At 54.2% G+C, this 14,306-nt stretch carries 16 protein-coding genes and 1 tRNA gene; 6 read left to right on the top strand and 11 right to left on the bottom strand.

The features are described from left to right. The first annotated feature begins 2 nt into the window (after nucleotides 1-2). Nucleotides 3-560, top strand: a complete 558-nt coding sequence (locus CYQ09_RS09340; protein WP_106745120.1) for a F0F1 ATP synthase subunit B — start codon at nucleotides 3-5, stop codon at nucleotides 558-560. 124 nt (nucleotides 561-684) lie between these two features. Continuing rightward, nucleotides 685-1,419, top strand: a complete 735-nt coding sequence (locus CYQ09_RS09335) for a CPBP family intramembrane glutamic endopeptidase (RefSeq protein WP_106745119.1) — start codon at nucleotides 685-687, stop codon at nucleotides 1,417-1,419. Here CYQ09_RS09335 and CYQ09_RS09330 read toward each other — a convergent pair. The 3 genes from CYQ09_RS09330 to CYQ09_RS09320 all read right to left on the bottom strand — a co-directional run bounded on the left by CYQ09_RS09330 (nucleotide 1,416) and on the right by CYQ09_RS09320 (nucleotide 3,909). Beyond that, a complete protein-coding gene (locus tag CYQ09_RS09330; RefSeq protein ID WP_106745118.1) occupies nucleotides 1,416-2,183 on the bottom strand; it encodes a FadR/GntR family transcriptional regulator in 768 nt (255 codons plus the stop codon). The two genes, CYQ09_RS09335 and CYQ09_RS09330, sit on opposite strands and share 4 nt — an antisense overlap. A 108-nt stretch (nucleotides 2,184-2,291) precedes the next feature. Continuing rightward, nucleotides 2,292-2,951 (bottom strand): OmpA family protein, encoded by a 660-nt coding sequence (locus tag CYQ09_RS09325; RefSeq protein WP_106745117.1) that lies wholly within the window; start codon nucleotides 2,949-2,951, stop codon nucleotides 2,292-2,294. Between the two features lie 118 nt (nucleotides 2,952-3,069). Continuing rightward, entirely contained in the window at nucleotides 3,070-3,909 is an 840-nt protein-coding gene (locus CYQ09_RS09320; RefSeq protein WP_106745116.1) for a bifunctional helix-turn-helix domain-containing protein/methylated-DNA--[protein]-cysteine S-methyltransferase, read from the bottom strand. Between the two features lie 93 nt (nucleotides 3,910-4,002). Here CYQ09_RS09320 and nth point away from each other — a divergent pair, with 93 nt between their 5' ends. The 3 genes from nth (at nucleotide 4,003) to CYQ09_RS18315 (ending at nucleotide 6,100) form a co-directional block, all read left to right on the top strand. Further along, nucleotides 4,003-4,647 carry an endonuclease III gene (nth, locus tag CYQ09_RS09315; protein ID WP_106745115.1) on the top strand — a complete coding sequence of 215 codons (645 nt, stop codon included), beginning with the start codon at nucleotides 4,003-4,005 and terminating at the stop codon, nucleotides 4,645-4,647. Then, entirely contained in the window at nucleotides 4,644-5,636 is a 993-nt protein-coding gene (locus tag CYQ09_RS09310) for an adenosine kinase (RefSeq protein ID WP_106745114.1), read from the top strand. The genes nth and CYQ09_RS09310 overlap by 4 nt, the downstream gene beginning before the upstream one ends. Before the next feature lie 302 nt (nucleotides 5,637-5,938). After that, complete coding sequence (locus CYQ09_RS18315; protein WP_162617625.1) at nucleotides 5,939-6,100, top strand: hypothetical protein; 162 nt, start codon at nucleotides 5,939-5,941, stop codon at nucleotides 6,098-6,100. 205 nt (nucleotides 6,101-6,305) lie between these two features. Here CYQ09_RS18315 and CYQ09_RS09305 read toward each other — a convergent pair whose 3' ends face one another. Both CYQ09_RS09305 and CYQ09_RS09300 read right to left on the bottom strand, forming a co-directional pair. Beyond that, the gene (locus tag CYQ09_RS09305) at nucleotides 6,306-7,817 is read right to left on the bottom strand and encodes a phosphate ABC transporter substrate-binding/OmpA family protein (RefSeq protein WP_162617624.1); all 1,512 of its coding nucleotides are present in this window, start codon (nucleotides 7,815-7,817) and stop codon (nucleotides 6,306-6,308) included. A 341-nt stretch (nucleotides 7,818-8,158) separates the two neighbouring features. Beyond that, a tRNA-Met gene (locus CYQ09_RS09300) sits at nucleotides 8,159-8,235 on the bottom strand. A 157-nt stretch (nucleotides 8,236-8,392) separates the two neighbouring features. Between CYQ09_RS09300 and uraH the strand changes: the two genes are divergently transcribed. Continuing rightward, complete coding sequence (gene uraH, locus CYQ09_RS09295) at nucleotides 8,393-8,737, top strand: hydroxyisourate hydrolase (RefSeq protein WP_106745112.1); 345 nt, start codon at nucleotides 8,393-8,395, stop codon at nucleotides 8,735-8,737. Here uraH and CYQ09_RS09290 read toward each other — a convergent pair. From CYQ09_RS09290 to CYQ09_RS09265, 6 genes are all read right to left on the bottom strand, one after another. Beyond that, entirely contained in the window at nucleotides 8,734-9,699 is a 966-nt protein-coding gene (locus CYQ09_RS09290; RefSeq protein ID WP_106745111.1) for an aldose epimerase family protein, read from the bottom strand. The two genes, uraH and CYQ09_RS09290, sit on opposite strands and share 4 nt — an antisense overlap. Before the next feature lie 63 nt (nucleotides 9,700-9,762). Continuing rightward, entirely contained in the window at nucleotides 9,763-10,587 is an 825-nt protein-coding gene (locus tag CYQ09_RS09285) for an SMP-30/gluconolactonase/LRE family protein (RefSeq protein WP_106745110.1), read from the bottom strand. Next, on the bottom strand, nucleotides 10,584-11,189 hold the full coding sequence (locus tag CYQ09_RS09280) for a 2-dehydro-3-deoxy-6-phosphogalactonate aldolase (RefSeq protein ID WP_106745109.1): 606 nt from the start codon (nucleotides 11,187-11,189) through the stop codon (nucleotides 10,584-10,586). The genes CYQ09_RS09285 and CYQ09_RS09280 overlap by 4 nt, the downstream gene beginning before the upstream one ends. 363 nt (nucleotides 11,190-11,552) lie before the next feature. Then, complete coding sequence (locus tag CYQ09_RS09275; protein WP_106745108.1) at nucleotides 11,553-12,614, bottom strand: acetate/propionate family kinase; 1,062 nt, start codon at nucleotides 12,612-12,614, stop codon at nucleotides 11,553-11,555. Next, nucleotides 12,611-13,546: a phosphate acyltransferase gene (locus CYQ09_RS09270; RefSeq protein WP_106745107.1), complete on the bottom strand. Its 936-nt coding sequence runs from the start codon at nucleotides 13,544-13,546 to the stop codon at nucleotides 12,611-12,613. Before CYQ09_RS09270 ends, CYQ09_RS09275 begins: the two co-directional genes overlap by 4 nt. A 13-nt stretch (nucleotides 13,547-13,559) precedes the next feature. Beyond that, nucleotides 13,560-14,303 (bottom strand): sulfite exporter TauE/SafE family protein, encoded by a 744-nt coding sequence (locus tag CYQ09_RS09265; protein WP_106745106.1) that lies wholly within the window; start codon nucleotides 14,301-14,303, stop codon nucleotides 13,560-13,562. Between the last annotated feature and the right edge of the window lie 3 nt (nucleotides 14,304-14,306).

The raw sequence follows: 14,306 nt of genomic DNA, 5'->3' as shown, positions 1-14,306 counted from the left end.
TCATGCGTTTGATTTTCACCGCACTCTTCGCCCTGAGCGCTTCACCTGCATTCGCAGCAAGCGGTCCTTTCTTTTCGCTAAAGAACACGGACTTTGTTGTTCTGCTCGCGTTCCTGATCCTTGTCGGTATCATGCTGTACATGAAGGTCCCGAAGACCATCGGTGACATGCTTGATAAACGTGCCGTCAGCATCAAATCTGAACTGGACGAAGCCAAGGCACTGCGCGAAGAAGCACAGTCTTTGTTGGCATCTTACGAGCGTAAGCAAAAAGAAGTTCAAGCGCAGGCTGAACGGATCGTTGCATCTGCAAAAGACGAAGCAACCAAAGCTGCTGCCACAGCCAAGGAAGAAATTGCTTCTTCGATCACGCGCCGTCTGGCCGCCGCAGAAGAGCAGATCGCAAGTGCGCAAGCTGCCGCTGTCAAAGATGTCCGCGACCAAGCAATTGTTGTTGCTGTCGGCGCCGCAAAAGACGTGATTTCTAGTCAGATGGACGCAAAGTCCGCTGGTTCGTTGATTGACGACGCAATCGCGACAGTTGGTGACAAGCTGCACTAACACGTTCGTGGAACTTCACCGCACTATTTCAAAGCCCGGATGCAGCCAAGCATCTGGGCTTTTTCGTTGACACATTGTTGGGCTGTCGCAACAGTCGCCTTATGACGTCTGCGAAAACGAATATATGACCAACCTTGGCCGCGCCGTATTGGCCACATTGATCTATATCGGCATTGTTGGTGTCGCGACTGTCTTTGTTTTTCGGATATTTACCACGCCTCTTGATACTGTTTCTGTCATGTGGCGGACGCTTTCGCTTCAAATAATCTTGCTGCTTTCGTGCTATTTGTACGTAAGACGCTATACCGATTGGTACACGATCGGATTTCGTCGCTTGAATTGGGGGGCGTTGGTATGGTTGCTGCCAGCCGTCGCATTGGTGTTTGCCATGGGCTTTGTCGTCATAAATGCGGCGACCAAAGGGAATGGCGTTTCACTGCCTATTTCGACGGTTGGGCTGTTGGTCGTTGTACCGTTTCTGGTTGGCTTGACCGAAGAGATTATGTTTCGCGGCATTTTACTGCGTGGAGCCTTAGCCCGGTTGCCCGTGTTTCAAGCCATGTTGTTAAGTGCATTGCTGTTTTCGTTGATGCACTGCGTAAACGTTTTTACCGGGCAACCGGCGTTGGCAACCTTGCAGCACACTGCATTCGCATTTCTCGTTGGCGTCTTTCTAGCCCCAATCGCACTGAAGCTTGGCAACTTATGGCCGCTGATTATGTGGCATACGGCGTGGGACTTTATGATCTATTCAAGCCAGATGCTTGGTGTCGTGCACCACTACGCGCTGATTGGGATTATGATCCAAACCCTTGTCAGTATTTGGCTTTGGGTGGAGTTGATTGGCGCAAATCGCTAGCGGGATACTTCGTGATCTAAACGTTTTTGGGCAAATGTTTCGTTGCGGTCCGATTTTTGTTGATCCGACAATGATGCCTCGACAAAGTTTAAATGTGCTTCGACTGCGGCGCGCGCTCCGGCAGGGTCACGGGCCTGCAGCGCATCATTGATCGCGCGGTGTTGGTCCAGCAGGGTGTCGCGGGTCGTGCGCTGCTTAAACATGATGGACCGATTATAGAAAACGCCTTCGCGCAGTAGTTCGTACATCGAACGCATCATGTGCAGCATGATGATGTTGTGGCTTGCTTCGATAATCGACAGGTGAAAATCGGCGTCAAGATATGCCTCGTCAGCAGGGTTCCGTTTTTCGTGGGCGGCTTCCATTTTTTGGAAAATGGTATTGATCAACGCAAGGTCGGTGTCGCTTGCCAATCGTGCGGCACGTTCAGCGGCCAGCCCTTCCATGTCACGTCGAAAGGCGATGTAGTCGAACACAGCCTCAACATGGGTCGCAAACAGCGTGACAAGCGCAGGAGCAAATGCGGACCCGAGCACATCAGCGACATAGACACCTGCACCTGCCCTAGAGGACAACAGCCCGCGCTCCTGTAGGTCGGCAAGAGCCTCGCGCAGTGACGGCCGTGACACGCCCATCCGTTCGCTCAGCTCACGTTCCGACGGGAGCCGTTCACCAGGGCGCAGAATGCCGCGAAGGATCAAACCTTCGATTTGGCGTATCACGCCGTGCGATAGTTTTTCTTGTTGAACTGGTTCGAATGGCATGTGGCCCGCCCTCTTGGATTGGTCAATTTATATGACCGGATGGGTGGCTTCACAACGAAAAAGGGGCCGCATAATACGACCCCTTTCGATTGTCTTCCCAACTGACGCTTAGCCGTTTGGTGTAATAATGATCTCAACCCGGCGGTTTGCGGCACGACCTGATGCGTTCAGGTTTGATGCAACGGGCTGGTCTTCACCGGCGCCGATTGCGCGGATGCGCGAAGATGATACGCCACCGCTACGCAGAACTGATGCAACCGCTTGGGCGCGGCGTTGCGACAGGTCAAAGTTGTAGGCCGCTGCACCAGTGTTGTCAGTGTGTCCAACGACGTTGACTGTCGTGTTCGGGTGGTTGTTCAATGAACGCGCAACGATCAGCAGTTCATTCTGTGACACGCCTGAAACGGCGGTGCTGTCAGTCGCAAACAGCAAGTCTTGGGATAGAACAACACGCAGGTCGGTACCGTTGTTTGATACGCCTACATCGCTACGCAGTTGGCGACGCAGTTCTTCGGCTTGCTTATCAAGGCTGTTACCAATGCCAGCACCCACACCCGCACCAAGCGCGGCACCAACGAGGGCTGCTTGGTTCCGATCACGGTTTGATCCGCCATTGTTCGCGAGCGCGCCAACAGCCGCGCCGCCCAATGCGCCGATCAACGCGCCCTGTTGTGTTTTCTGGTATTCGTTGGGTCCGCCTGGTTCACAAGCCGCAACAAAAGTAAGCGAAGCCGCAGCTGCAACAAGAGGGAGTTTTGAAAATTTCATCGTTTCGGTTCCATTCGATATGGGTGCGCAAATTGCGCGTTCTGGATAACGCAGCTTATGATCTTATTGCCACTGTTATCCAATAACGCATTCGTCATAGGAATGGTTCCGCCTAAAATTAAAGGGTCGCGTCAGCGCGTGCGGATTCCCAAGCAAGAATCGCACGCTTCACCGGAAGCCCCCAGTGATAGCCGCCAAGCGCACCGGACTTGCGTAACGCCCGATGGCACGGGATCAGTAAGCTAACGGGATTGCGACCGACCGCAGTGCCAACCGCGCGAACGGCCTTGGAGTTGCCAATGGATTGGGCGATTTCAGAATATGTCGTCACGTGACCTGATGGGATGCTCAGCAATGCCTCCCACACCTTCAGCTGGAATGGTGCGCCGATCATATGAAGCTGGGTTTGACCAGTCATACCCAACGCGGCAGTCGCCCATGGGGTCAGTTGCGCTGGATCTTCGACATACGTCGCCTTGGGCCAGCGGGATTTCATATCGGCCATTGCGGGCTCCGGTCCTGCCTCGGCCGCAAAAGCCAGCCCGCAAATGCCACGATCCGTGCCCATGACCAAAGCAGGACCAAAGAGGCTGTCGAACCAGCCCCAGCGGATCGTTAAATCTGCACCATCGCGGGCATAGTCGCCGGGGCTCATGGCTTCCCATCGGACGAACAAATCATGGAGCCGCCCACTACCAGACAATCCAACAGAATGCGCTGTGTCGAGCGTCGTAAAACGGTCGCGCAACAGCGTCTTTGCATGGGCCAGCGTCAGGTACTGTTGATAGCGTTTCGGCGATACGCCAACCCATGTCGAGAACACGCGCTGAAAATGTGCGGGGCTCATGTTCATGTCTGCGGCAAGATCTGCCAGACTAAGCTGTGTATCGCCAGCAGCGTCGATCGCGTCAATCGCGCGGCGCATGACCTGATAGTGGTAGGGCTTTGTGTGTTCCATACGTGTAATCTAGTTACGACTGCCCCAACGTGCGACCCGAATATTGCGCATCTGCTGCTTGCCCCCTTTGTCATGAAAAGGCATACCCGCGGAATGGTCAAACAGCTTGATTATCACACGATCCGAGAGATCTTTACGCGTTTTCACGATGCCGAGCCCGAGCCGGAAGGTGAGCTCGAGCATGTGAACGTGTACACATTAGTCGTTGCGGTGGCGCTGTCCGCGCAGGCGACCGATATTGGCGTGAACAAAGCAACCCGCGAATTGTTCAAAATCGCGGATACGCCGCAAAAGATGCTCGACCTTGGGCTAGAGGGCGTAACCGAACACATCAAAACCATCGGCCTGTTTCGCCAAAAAGCCAAAAACGTCATGAAAATGAGCCAGATACTGGTTGATGAATTTGGCGGAGAGGTTCCGAACTCTCGGGCGGCGCTACAGTCGCTACCCGGTGTGGGCCGTAAAACAGCGAACGTTGTTCTGAACATGTGGTGGCACCAGCCTGCGCAGGCGGTCGACACGCATATCTTTCGCTTTGGCAATCGAAGTGGTGTTGCTGTCGGTAAAGACGTCGATGCTGTTGAACGTGCCGTCGAAGATCATATACCCGCTGACTTCCAGCAGCATGCCCACCACTGGATGATTCTTCATGGGCGCTATACTTGCGTCGCCCGAAAACCCAAATGCGCGGCCTGTCTAATCCGCGATCTCTGTCTATTTGAGGATAAAAACCTATGAAAAAGTTTCAGGTTGTCGGTATCGGCAATGCGATGGTCGACGTTCTGGCCCGTGCCGAAGATGCATTCCTAGAAGAGGCCGGGATCGGTAAAGGGATTATGCAACTGATCGACATGGATCGTGCCGTGTCGCTATACGCGAGCGTTGGTCCTGCGAAGGAAATTAGCGGCGGGTCAGCTGCGAACACTATCGCGGGTGTCGCGCATTTGGGTGGCCGGACTGCCTATGTCGGCAAGGTCAAAGACGATCAGCTAGGCGCGATCTTTGCACATGATCTGCGCGCGCAGGGGGCGGTTTACGAAACCGCGCTCGCGCCAAAGTCGGAAGAAGCTGAAACAGGACGCTGCATTGTTATCGTGACGCCAGATGGTGAACGGTCAATGAACACCTACCTCGGTGTGACTGAATTTTTGTCACCAGATGACATTGATGAAGCCCAAATGGCCGAGGCTGAATGGATCTACCTCGAAGGGTATCGCTTTGACGGGCCAGACAGCCACGCCGCCTTTGCCAAAGCGATCAACGCTTGCAAAGGGGCAGGGGGCAAGGTCTCAATCACGCTTTCCGATCCATTCTGCATCGACCGCCACCGCGACGCTTTCCGCGATATGATCAAAGATCATGTCGATCTGCTGTTCTGTAACCGGGCAGAAATGCTGTCGATGTACCAAACTGACGACTTTGAAGCAGCGCTTACCAAAGCCGCAGCCGAGGTTGCAGTCGTGGCCTGCACAGACAGCGAACATGGCGTTCACATCCTAGACGGCGACAACCGCTGGCACGTGCCTGCCGTACCGACGCAAATCGTCGATGCGACCGGCGCGGGCGATCTATTCGCGGGCGCGTTCCTATGGGCGATGACAAACGGTTACGATCTGCAAACATGCGGCAAAATGGGCAACATCGCTGCATCCGAAGTCATAAGCCACATCGGCGCACGCCCCGAGGCGAACCTAAAGGCCTTGTTTGAAGATCACGGTTTGATCTGAGCACCTCGTATCTAAGGCCACAGGATCAGAACGGCTTTTACCACTTTCCAGTGGTCGGCAGTATCTAAGGCGGCGTTCTTCTTTGAACGTCGCTAAAGGCGCAGATTAAATCTGTGGTGTTTGGTATTCTTGTGCGACCACATCTGATGACTACATCTGATGACTAGAGCTAGCAACTTCCATATATGTCTCGATGCTGTCATTCCTGCATCTGACCTGTGCCGCTAAGCCTATTCGTCAGAAGCTATGCCTGGCGTGAAGCAAAAAGGCCTCCGATACCTAGCACGACCAAACTAAATCGGGTGGAAGAAAACTTCGGCGAGGCAAATCCCAGCCTCACACCGAATGATCTGGCCAAGATTAACGCCGAAGCCGCAAAAATCGCCATGCAACGCGACTGGCTGCCTGACGGGGTATTGACGACGACCGAAAGCGAAAAGGCCAAGATCGACCAAGTCGGATAAACTCGCTTGGTTCTTCTTCTGTGCTGTGCTGGTTCGCTGCGATAAATTGCTTTTAAGCATGATAGCCATTTTATTGACGTGGCTCGCCAACCGAAGAGCATCTTCTGAATGCGCCATGCGGTAATGTTAGAGGCTTTAAGTTAGCTCGTTTTCAGTGGCAAAGCCAAATGCGGACGGCATTTTTAATACCGTCCGCGGCAATAGCTTAGCGCACCCACACCTCAACACGGCGATTTAGTCGTTGTCCGGCAAAATCACTGTTGCACGCAACGGGGTTTAATTCTCCGTAGCTTTTAATTTGAATAGTGGACGGGTCAAAGGCGGACCCTGCAACTTGTGAAGATATGCTGCCAAGAACAGCTTCTGCGCGGGCTAAGCCTAATGTGCGGTTCGCGTCGAATGCGCCATCGGCGTCGGTGAAACCAACCAGTGCAATTTCGTTGATGTCTGATGCGTTAGATAGATAGCCGGTCAATCGTAGCAAATCACGGCGCGACGCGTTGTCTAGGTTGGATGATCCCGTTTGAAATCGGAACGTTGGCGATAGTCGGCGCCATTCAAGCATATCAATGTAAAGTTCGCGCAATGCAGCGAGTTCTTGGCGGCTTTGGTTGCGATCAATCTCAGTCCGGATTGCTTGGGCCGAACGGGATAGGTCCCGGCTGTCGATATTAAAACCAATAAAGCCCGACTTTTCGATGATTCCGTCTGCGGCTGGTGACTTTGCATAGGCAAGCAGCCCTTGGGCGCGTGACGGCAGTTCGGCATTTGTCGTGTAAAGATACAATGTGCGTTGCAGCGGGTATTCTCCGGTTTTTGCGGCAAAGGTTGATGCCTCTGCGGCGATGCCGCAGCTTGAAATCAAACCCAACGGTTTGTTGTCACCGCGAAATGCAAACCCGACGTAGCCGATGCCGCCAGCATCGCCAAATACCGATTCAGACATCGCTGAGTTTCCGGAAACGATACGTGCCTGTGCGCTGAGCGACACGTCATATGGTTCCAGAAATTTGCCAGAAACAGTGGCAAAGGTACCAGAGTTGCCATCGCGTGAATATACCGTCACAGGCAGATCGGCGCCGCCCAATTCGGACCAATTGCTGATTTTACCCGAAAGCAATTCTGAAATTTGGTTTTCGGTTAACGCATCGACAGGGTTGTCTGGGTGCACAACGATCAAAAGCCCATCAACTGCGATCCCGTGTTCTTGTTCGAAGCTAAGCGCGTCACCCAAGCCTGCGTCAGAAAATGCTTGGACCTCGGTGCCTTTAATACGGCGAGACGACATTCCGATTTGTGTCGATAGATCAAGCATACCGCGAAAACCCGTGCTGGATCCACGATCTTCGATCATGGTCGTGAAGAGCGTTTCGCCCAACCCTTCATCGGCGATGACGGTGTGCAGGACCTGTCGTTCGCCGGTGGTGCGGCTATCGACGACGGCACGTTGGCTTTCGGCATAACCGCGTACAAGTAGCGGCATCAGTTCTGCGCCGATAGTGTCTGACCCTTTAATCGTAAAATCTATGTTTGCTTGTTCGCTGGCTGGGCAAGCCGCCCCCGCACAGCTAACAAGCGAAGCCGGTACTTGAACTTCCCCAATTTCAGTACGCATAACGTAAAAACCGTCGCTAAAATCGATCAATTCGCCCGACAGCGCCATTTCACCATCACTGGTTGTAAGCGAAACGTCGTCTGCGAGTGCGGGCGATGTCATACATAGGCATGAAACCGCTGCAAGTCGCGCTATGAGTGTGTTGGTGGGAGACATGTGAGTGGTCTTTCGTTATGAGAGTCGGTGCAAGCCAGTCCTGTTGGCGGCAGCACAGATGCTCTTTTAACGCATCAGATTTGTTACAGATTGGTGACGTTTTTGTAACGAAAGACTTAAAGTTAAATTATTCCAATTGGTTGAAAAATCCTAACTGGGAATCATCTGATAATAAATAAAGGTTCCCATCACGAAGCTGCTGGGGTTTTAGAGTTTATCCAACTCTTGTGATCGCTCTGCTTTTAGTGGATTTGTTGGGACTGTTCGACAATTTCTGAGAGGTATGGTGGTGGCGTGAGGGAGACTTGAACTCCCGACCTAACGATTATGAGTCGTTCGCTCTAACCAACTGAGCTACCGCGCCTAACCACGAAGGACCGATTAAGCAATGGGGCGCGGGGTGTCAAACCGATTCTTGGCGCTTTTGTCGGATTTTTGGGATGAACCGTTTACGCTGTGAAAATTGCGTGACAATGAAGGTCGTTTTTTGCAACATCCCCCAAGGCAAAAGAGGGTAAAATATGACCGGTTTTCTGACCACACATGTGCTTGATACGGCAAGCGGCTTGCCGGCGGCTGGGATGACCGTTGATCTTTATTGTTTGAACGATGGTCAGCGCGAACATGTGGTTACAATGGTGACCAATGATGATGGCCGTACCGATAGCCCGATCTTGCCCGCTGACGCATTTAAAACCGGCAAGTATGAACTGGTTTTTCAAGCTGGCGCGTATTTTTCCCGAAGCGAAGAAATCAGTTTTCTCGATGATGTTCCGATCCGGTTTGGCATAAGCGATCCGGCGTCACATTATCATGTGCCGCTACTGGTCTCTCCATTCAGCTTTTCGACCTATCGCGGTAGCTAAGCGCTGAATGTCCATCGCGTTGTTTGCCGGTACGGTGCATCGGCTGTGACGGCGATTGACGGAAACGCGCTGTTGTTTGGCGCGTCAGGCCAGCGCTGAGGCTCAATTGCCAGTCCTTCATAGGTAGATTTTCCGGGACGTTGTGCGCCGCGCCCATCATAGACTTGAATGCCGGGTTCAGTCGTCGCGATGGTCATTGTTACGCCACTGGTCCCCGTTAGCGTCAGCACGTCACGCAAAGTCGTTGGGCTGTCCGAAAGGCAAAAGTTGTGGTCGAGAGCAGGGGCCCCCTGATCAAAGCGGCGTAGGGCGCGGAAATCCATAGCGGTGCCAGTCACGTCACATAGCTCACCTGTCGGCGCAGTTGCTTCGTTGATGGGCAGATAATGGTCTGCGAAAATTTGGAGCTGCTGTCCTTCCCAAGTGGCAGCCCCATCCATATTCCAATAGCTATGATTGGCGAAGTTCATCAACGTTTTGGTGTCGGTCAGACCTGTGATCTCAAGCGTGAGGTTTGCTGGGGCTGTGACCGTAAACACCGCTGTGATTGTACGACGCCCAGGCAAGCCGTTGACGCCGTCGGCCAGATCAAGTGAGAGCGTGACACTGTTTTCGCTACGTTCGACGACTTTCCAGATTTGAGCATGTGTTCCGTCACTACCTGAATGTAGGTGTCCGGTCCCGTTTTCGTTGCGCTCAAGTTCGTACATCATGCCTTCAAGGCGCACGCGGGCGTTGCTAATCCGGTTCGCGATTGGTCCAACCAATGCACCATGATAACCCATTCCATTTTCGTAGTCTGACAAATTGTCAGAGCCAAGCGTCAGTGAATGCGGCACGCCCGCCAGACGTACATCCTGCAAGATCGCACCGAGCGTTAGGATGCTCACGGTCAGGTCACCTGCGCTGAGCGTGATTTTTTCGATCGCGTCGCCATTTTTCGTCGTGCCAAAGGCTGTCATGGAACATTCCTGTTTCGATCCGCTTGCGCGGAGTTTTGAGTATTTTGGGCAAGATGATGCGGTCTAGAGAATAACCTTATGCTCAGCTTGGCCTTTGATGTCTGTCTTGGTTTGGAAGGTTTTACCGTTCGTGTCATTTTCTGGCAGGCCTGTTGCTGCAGATGTGCAGAACAACGTTGTGAGGTCTTTCCCGCCAAAAGAGGGGCAGGTGGTCTGTGGGGCGGAGAAATCATAGGCTTTGATGAACGTTCCGTCAGGCTTGTATCCTGCGACACGTCCGCGCCCCCACTGTGCATTCCACATGTTGCCGTCTTGGTCGATGACTGCGCCATCGGGGCGGTCATCCGTTCCGCGCAGGTCAAGGTAGAGTTCAGGTTTAGCGTTGGGCCATCCGTCAGCATCCAGACCAACACGCATGATTTTTTGCGTTGGCGTATCGGTGAAATAAGCCGTTTTGCCATCGGGCGCAAAGCAGATCGCGTTTGAGATTGTGATTGGTGCGAATAGCTGGCGCAGTTCACCTTTGTAGTAGCGGTAGATGGCGCCGGCGTTTTCTTCGGCGTTGATCCCCATCGTGCCGATCCAGAAACCACCCTGCGGGTCCGCGCGGCCGTCGTTTGACCGTGTGACGCTGTTGTCAGCGTCGAGCGCGCAGATTTCGCTATGCTCTCCGGTCATGATGTCAAAGCGATGCAGCGCCTTGGCAGAGGCAATAATTAGCGTGTCATTGTCGACCCAACCTGCGGCGCTGACGTATGTGTCGAACTGCCATTGCTGCCCTGCTGTGTGGAGCCGATGACCTAGGATATCGAACCAGAAAAGCTGGTTGCGCGTTGGGTGCCAAAGAGGGCCCTCGCCAAGCTGGCATTGGGTGTCGTCGAAAATCATAATGATGCCTCGTCAAATGCGGCGACAATGTCGGTCGCGCGGGCGCTGATGTCCGCGATTGACATGCCGGGTTTATAAAGTGCCGAGCCAATGCCAAAACCATCGGCGCTTGCGTCCAGCCATTGTTTGAAATTTTCTGGGCCAGCGCCGCCTACGGCGTAGACCAACGTTGCTGGGGGAAGGACTGCGCGGAATGCTTTGATCCCTTCAGGACCTATCAGGTTTGCAGGGAATATTTTCAGCCCATCGGCGCCTGCTTTGAGCGCTGTGAAGCATTCGGTTGGTGTCATAACGCCCGGCCAGCTTTGCATGCCTGCCGTTTTGCTCGCGAAGATGACGCGCTGGTCGCAGTTAGGTGACACAATCAGTTTGCCGCCTGCTTGGGCGACGCGACCAACATCATCGGGCGACAGGACCGTGCCAGCACCGATAAGAGCGTTGTCACCGTGCGCATCCGCCATTAATTTGATGCTGTCGAACGGATCAGGAGAGTTGAGCGGGACTTCGATCTGGGTGATCCCGGCGTCGATAAGCGCCGCCGCCGCAGTTGCCGCTTCGTTCGGTGATATGCCCCGCAGAATGGCGATGATAGGACGATGCATTGAATATCCTTAAGTCTGGCAACATCTTGTGCCGTGGTGAAGAGTGGGGGTGTTCAAGCCACCGAAATTTTCAGGCTCGAGATTGGTAGAATACCGTAGGCTAAAGTTAAAGCGCGACTTACAGTGCAATTCAACGTTTGCTGCTATTTAGACCGCCATCATGTTTAAGTGGTACGAAACCCAAGTGGCCACCCCATTCCACAAATATCAACGCGATAGGGTAACCACTGCATTGGCCATGCCAAGGACCGATAATGCAAATCCGGAAAACCCTTGCTCAACGCCAGCCATTCGAACGATCATCACAAGGATTACGAACTATTGGACTGAAAGCTTCGTCACGTTGAGCAGGGTATCAATCATTCAGGACCTACTCATGACGGTGAGCGCATCACGAGCGATCTGTTTTTCTTCGTCAGCAGCAATCACGTGGACGGGCACATCGCCGAAGCAGGCCAGATGCGCCATGATTTTATCGCGAATGGGGGCTGCGTTTTCACCGATGCCACCCGTAAAGGCGACCGCGTCGACACCACCCATTGCGACAATCGCTGACCCGGCTTGCCGTGCGGCCCAATAGCAAAAGTGATCAACCGCAAAACGTGCGTCATCATCGTCGCGTTCCAGCAGGTTCTTCATGTTGTTGTCGCCAGCCAGACCTTTCAGCCCACTTTGTTTGTTCAACAGCGTATCTGCGCCTGCCAGCCCCAGTTCATCGGCGATCCGCAAAACGGCGGCTCCGTCGATTTCACCGCAACGCGTGCCCATGACCAGCCCAGACATAGGCGAATAACCCATCGAGCTTGCGACGGATTTCCCATCTTTGATCGCGCAAAGGCTGGCCCCATTGCCAAGATGCAGCGCCAATAGACGGGGCGGCAGGTCATCCCCAAACTCTGACACCATGTTGGCATAAGACGATCCGTGAAAGCCATAGCGTTGAATGCCAGCAGCGTATTGCGCATCAGGAATGGCATAGCGCGTGGCGACATCAGGATTGTTCGCGTGAAACGCGGTATCAAAGCTTACAAACTGCGGCAGGTCTGGGTGGGTCTTGGCCAAGGCTTCGATCCCGAGCAAGTTCACCGGGTTGTGCAGTGGGGCAAGCGGAATGCAGGCCCGGATCGCGTCGATGACCTGGGGTGTCACGCGTGCGGGTTCCGAAAAATATGTGCCACCATGTACAACACGGTGCGCGACGGCGGTGATATCTGTTGCTTTATGACCTGCGTCGTCAAGTGCCGTCATCATTTGCGCAATGGCGCCGGCGTGATCTGGGGCGTCGACGTTGGATTTGGTATCGCCCAGCTTCAATGTGCTGTTCGCGCCAATCTCGCTCACGATTCCGTCGGCGATTTGCGTAAGGTCAGCCTGAAACAGGCTAACCTTTAACGATGATGATCCGGCGTTGACGACGAGGATCATGATGCCGCCGCCACGATTGCACCTAATGCTGCCGAACAGATGCGTGCGGGTGCCTGTTGACTGCGCGAGGTAAGAAGGATCGGAACCTTTAGCCCCATAACCAGCCCGCCAGCGCAGCACCCCATGCCAAGTACCATAAGTTTGAACAGCGCGTTCCCAGATGTGATATTGGGCGTCAGCATAATGTCAGCGTCGCCCGCCACGTCAGAGGCATAGTTCTTTGCCTTGGCTGCAGCCGCGCTGAATATCAGGTCGAGCGCCATCGGCCCTTGGACCGTGGCGTTTGGCAATGCATCTTTGGCCCATTCTGCGATTTCGGCGGCCTCCATCGTGTTGGTTATCGACGGAATTGGATCTTCGGTCGGGGCAAGAATTCCCGCTTTGACCTGTGTATCGCCTAATATTTCGGCCAACCGCACCGCGTGGCTAAGGCAGGCTTTACGCGTATCGACGCTTGGATTCACGTTTAGCGCAGCATCAGTCAAGAACAGCGGCCGTTCCGATCCGGGGCGCGTGATGTGAAAGATGTGACCGCAACGCGTCCCTTTTTCGCGCAGGCCTGCCGCCGAAGGCAGCAACCCTTTCAGAAACGTAGACGTATGAATTTGGCCTTTCATGATGCTATCGACCTCGCCAGCGCGGGCAAGCTCTGCCGCTCGCGAGGCGGCAGCAGCATGGGGTGCGTGCTCAATCCGATATGGGCTGATGTCCCAACCGATTTGTTTCGCAGTATCGTTGATCTTGTCAGCGTCCCCAATCAGTACAGGGTCGGCAAGCCCCAGATCGGCGGCTTCGCGGATGCCTTGCAGTGGGTTCACTGAACCCGCGTTGACCAAGGCAACTTTTGGCGCTGGTAGGCTTTGTGCTTTGGCGAGCAGCCCTGCTGGGCAGGGCGCGGTTTCGGTGGCAAGAAACGGGAAGGGGAGGGTCATTCGGCTGTGCCTTTCATGTCATCATCGGCGTAAGTAGGCCAAGCGCTGACAAGATCAGCAAGAGAAAAACGGCAAACCGACGAAAGGTAAGCGGGGAAGCGGCCAAAAACTGGCGACCGCCCAACCAGACGCCTAATCCCAGAATAGGAAAGGCCAAAGCCGCAGCCAGCACAGTATCCTCACTGACAAGGCCACCATGCCACATCAGCGGTAGTGTCATCATATCGAGCCCGGTCAAGAACACGATCATTGTCGCGCGAAACTGCGGGGCTTGCATGGGCTGTGCCGATAGGAATGCCGCGACAGGTAATCCGCCAACGCCCGCGCTATTGCAAACCCCAGAGATAACGCCAACGCCAGTATGCCCAATAGGTCCGATGACGCGCTGAAGCGTCCATCCCGAAAGCAAAACCAGCGATAGCGTCAGGATGATGCCTGAGATTACCATCCGCACGGTTTCGTCCCCGACCGAAAGAATGATGCTAACCGCAAAGGGGAGCGCAACAGCCGCCCCAACAAGCAGAGGTATGACCCGCCGCCAATCGATCTGGCCGCGAATGCCGCGTGCTTGGAACCCGGTCATCATCATTTCGCAGGCAAATACCACGGGGATCAACGGCAGCGGGTTGGTCAGCAGTGCCGCGAAGGCGATGAAAATCGCGGAAAACCCGAACCCAGAATAGCCCCGCACATACGCCGCCCCAAGCAATGCAATTGCAAGGGCTGCGGATGTGCCAAGGCTTAGGTCAAATGGCAAAGC

It is taken from the genome of Yoonia maritima (assembly GCF_002933395.1).
Taxonomy (GTDB): Bacteria; Pseudomonadota; Alphaproteobacteria; order Rhodobacterales; family Rhodobacteraceae; genus Yoonia; species Yoonia maritima_A.
This window is presented reverse-complemented; position numbering and strand designations above follow the sequence as displayed.

Coding starts and splice junctions, on each gene's coding strand:
- CYQ09_RS09340 (WP_106745120.1), top strand. CDS start 3: ATGCGTTTGATTTTCACCGCACTCTTCGCCCTGAGCGCTTCACCTGCA.
- CYQ09_RS09335 (WP_106745119.1), top strand. CDS start 685: ATGACCAACCTTGGCCGCGCCGTATTGGCCACATTGATCTATATCGGC.
- CYQ09_RS09330 (WP_106745118.1), bottom strand. CDS start 2,183: ATGCCATTCGAACCAGTTCAACAAGAAAAACTATCGCACGGCGTGATA.
- CYQ09_RS09325 (WP_106745117.1), bottom strand. CDS start 2,951: ATGAAATTTTCAAAACTCCCTCTTGTTGCAGCTGCGGCTTCGCTTACT.
- CYQ09_RS09320 (WP_106745116.1), bottom strand. CDS start 3,909: ATGGAACACACAAAGCCCTACCACTATCAGGTCATGCGCCGCGCGATT.
- nth (WP_106745115.1), top strand. CDS start 4,003: ATGGTCAAACAGCTTGATTATCACACGATCCGAGAGATCTTTACGCGT.
- CYQ09_RS09310 (WP_106745114.1), top strand. CDS start 4,644: ATGAAAAAGTTTCAGGTTGTCGGTATCGGCAATGCGATGGTCGACGTT.
- CYQ09_RS09305 (WP_162617624.1), bottom strand. CDS start 7,817: ATGACATCGCCCGCACTCGCAGACGACGTTTCGCTTACAACCAGTGAT.
- uraH (WP_106745112.1), top strand. CDS start 8,393: ATGACCGGTTTTCTGACCACACATGTGCTTGATACGGCAAGCGGCTTG.
- CYQ09_RS09290 (WP_106745111.1), bottom strand. CDS start 9,699: ATGACAGCCTTTGGCACGACGAAAAATGGCGACGCGATCGAAAAAATC.
- CYQ09_RS09285 (WP_106745110.1), bottom strand. CDS start 10,587: ATGATTTTCGACGACACCCAATGCCAGCTTGGCGAGGGCCCTCTTTGG.
- CYQ09_RS09280 (WP_106745109.1), bottom strand. CDS start 11,189: ATGCATCGTCCTATCATCGCCATTCTGCGGGGCATATCACCGAACGAA.
- CYQ09_RS09275 (WP_106745108.1), bottom strand. CDS start 12,614: ATGATCCTCGTCGTCAACGCCGGATCATCATCGTTAAAGGTTAGCCTG.
- CYQ09_RS09270 (WP_106745107.1), bottom strand. CDS start 13,546: ATGACCCTCCCCTTCCCGTTTCTTGCCACCGAAACCGCGCCCTGCCCA.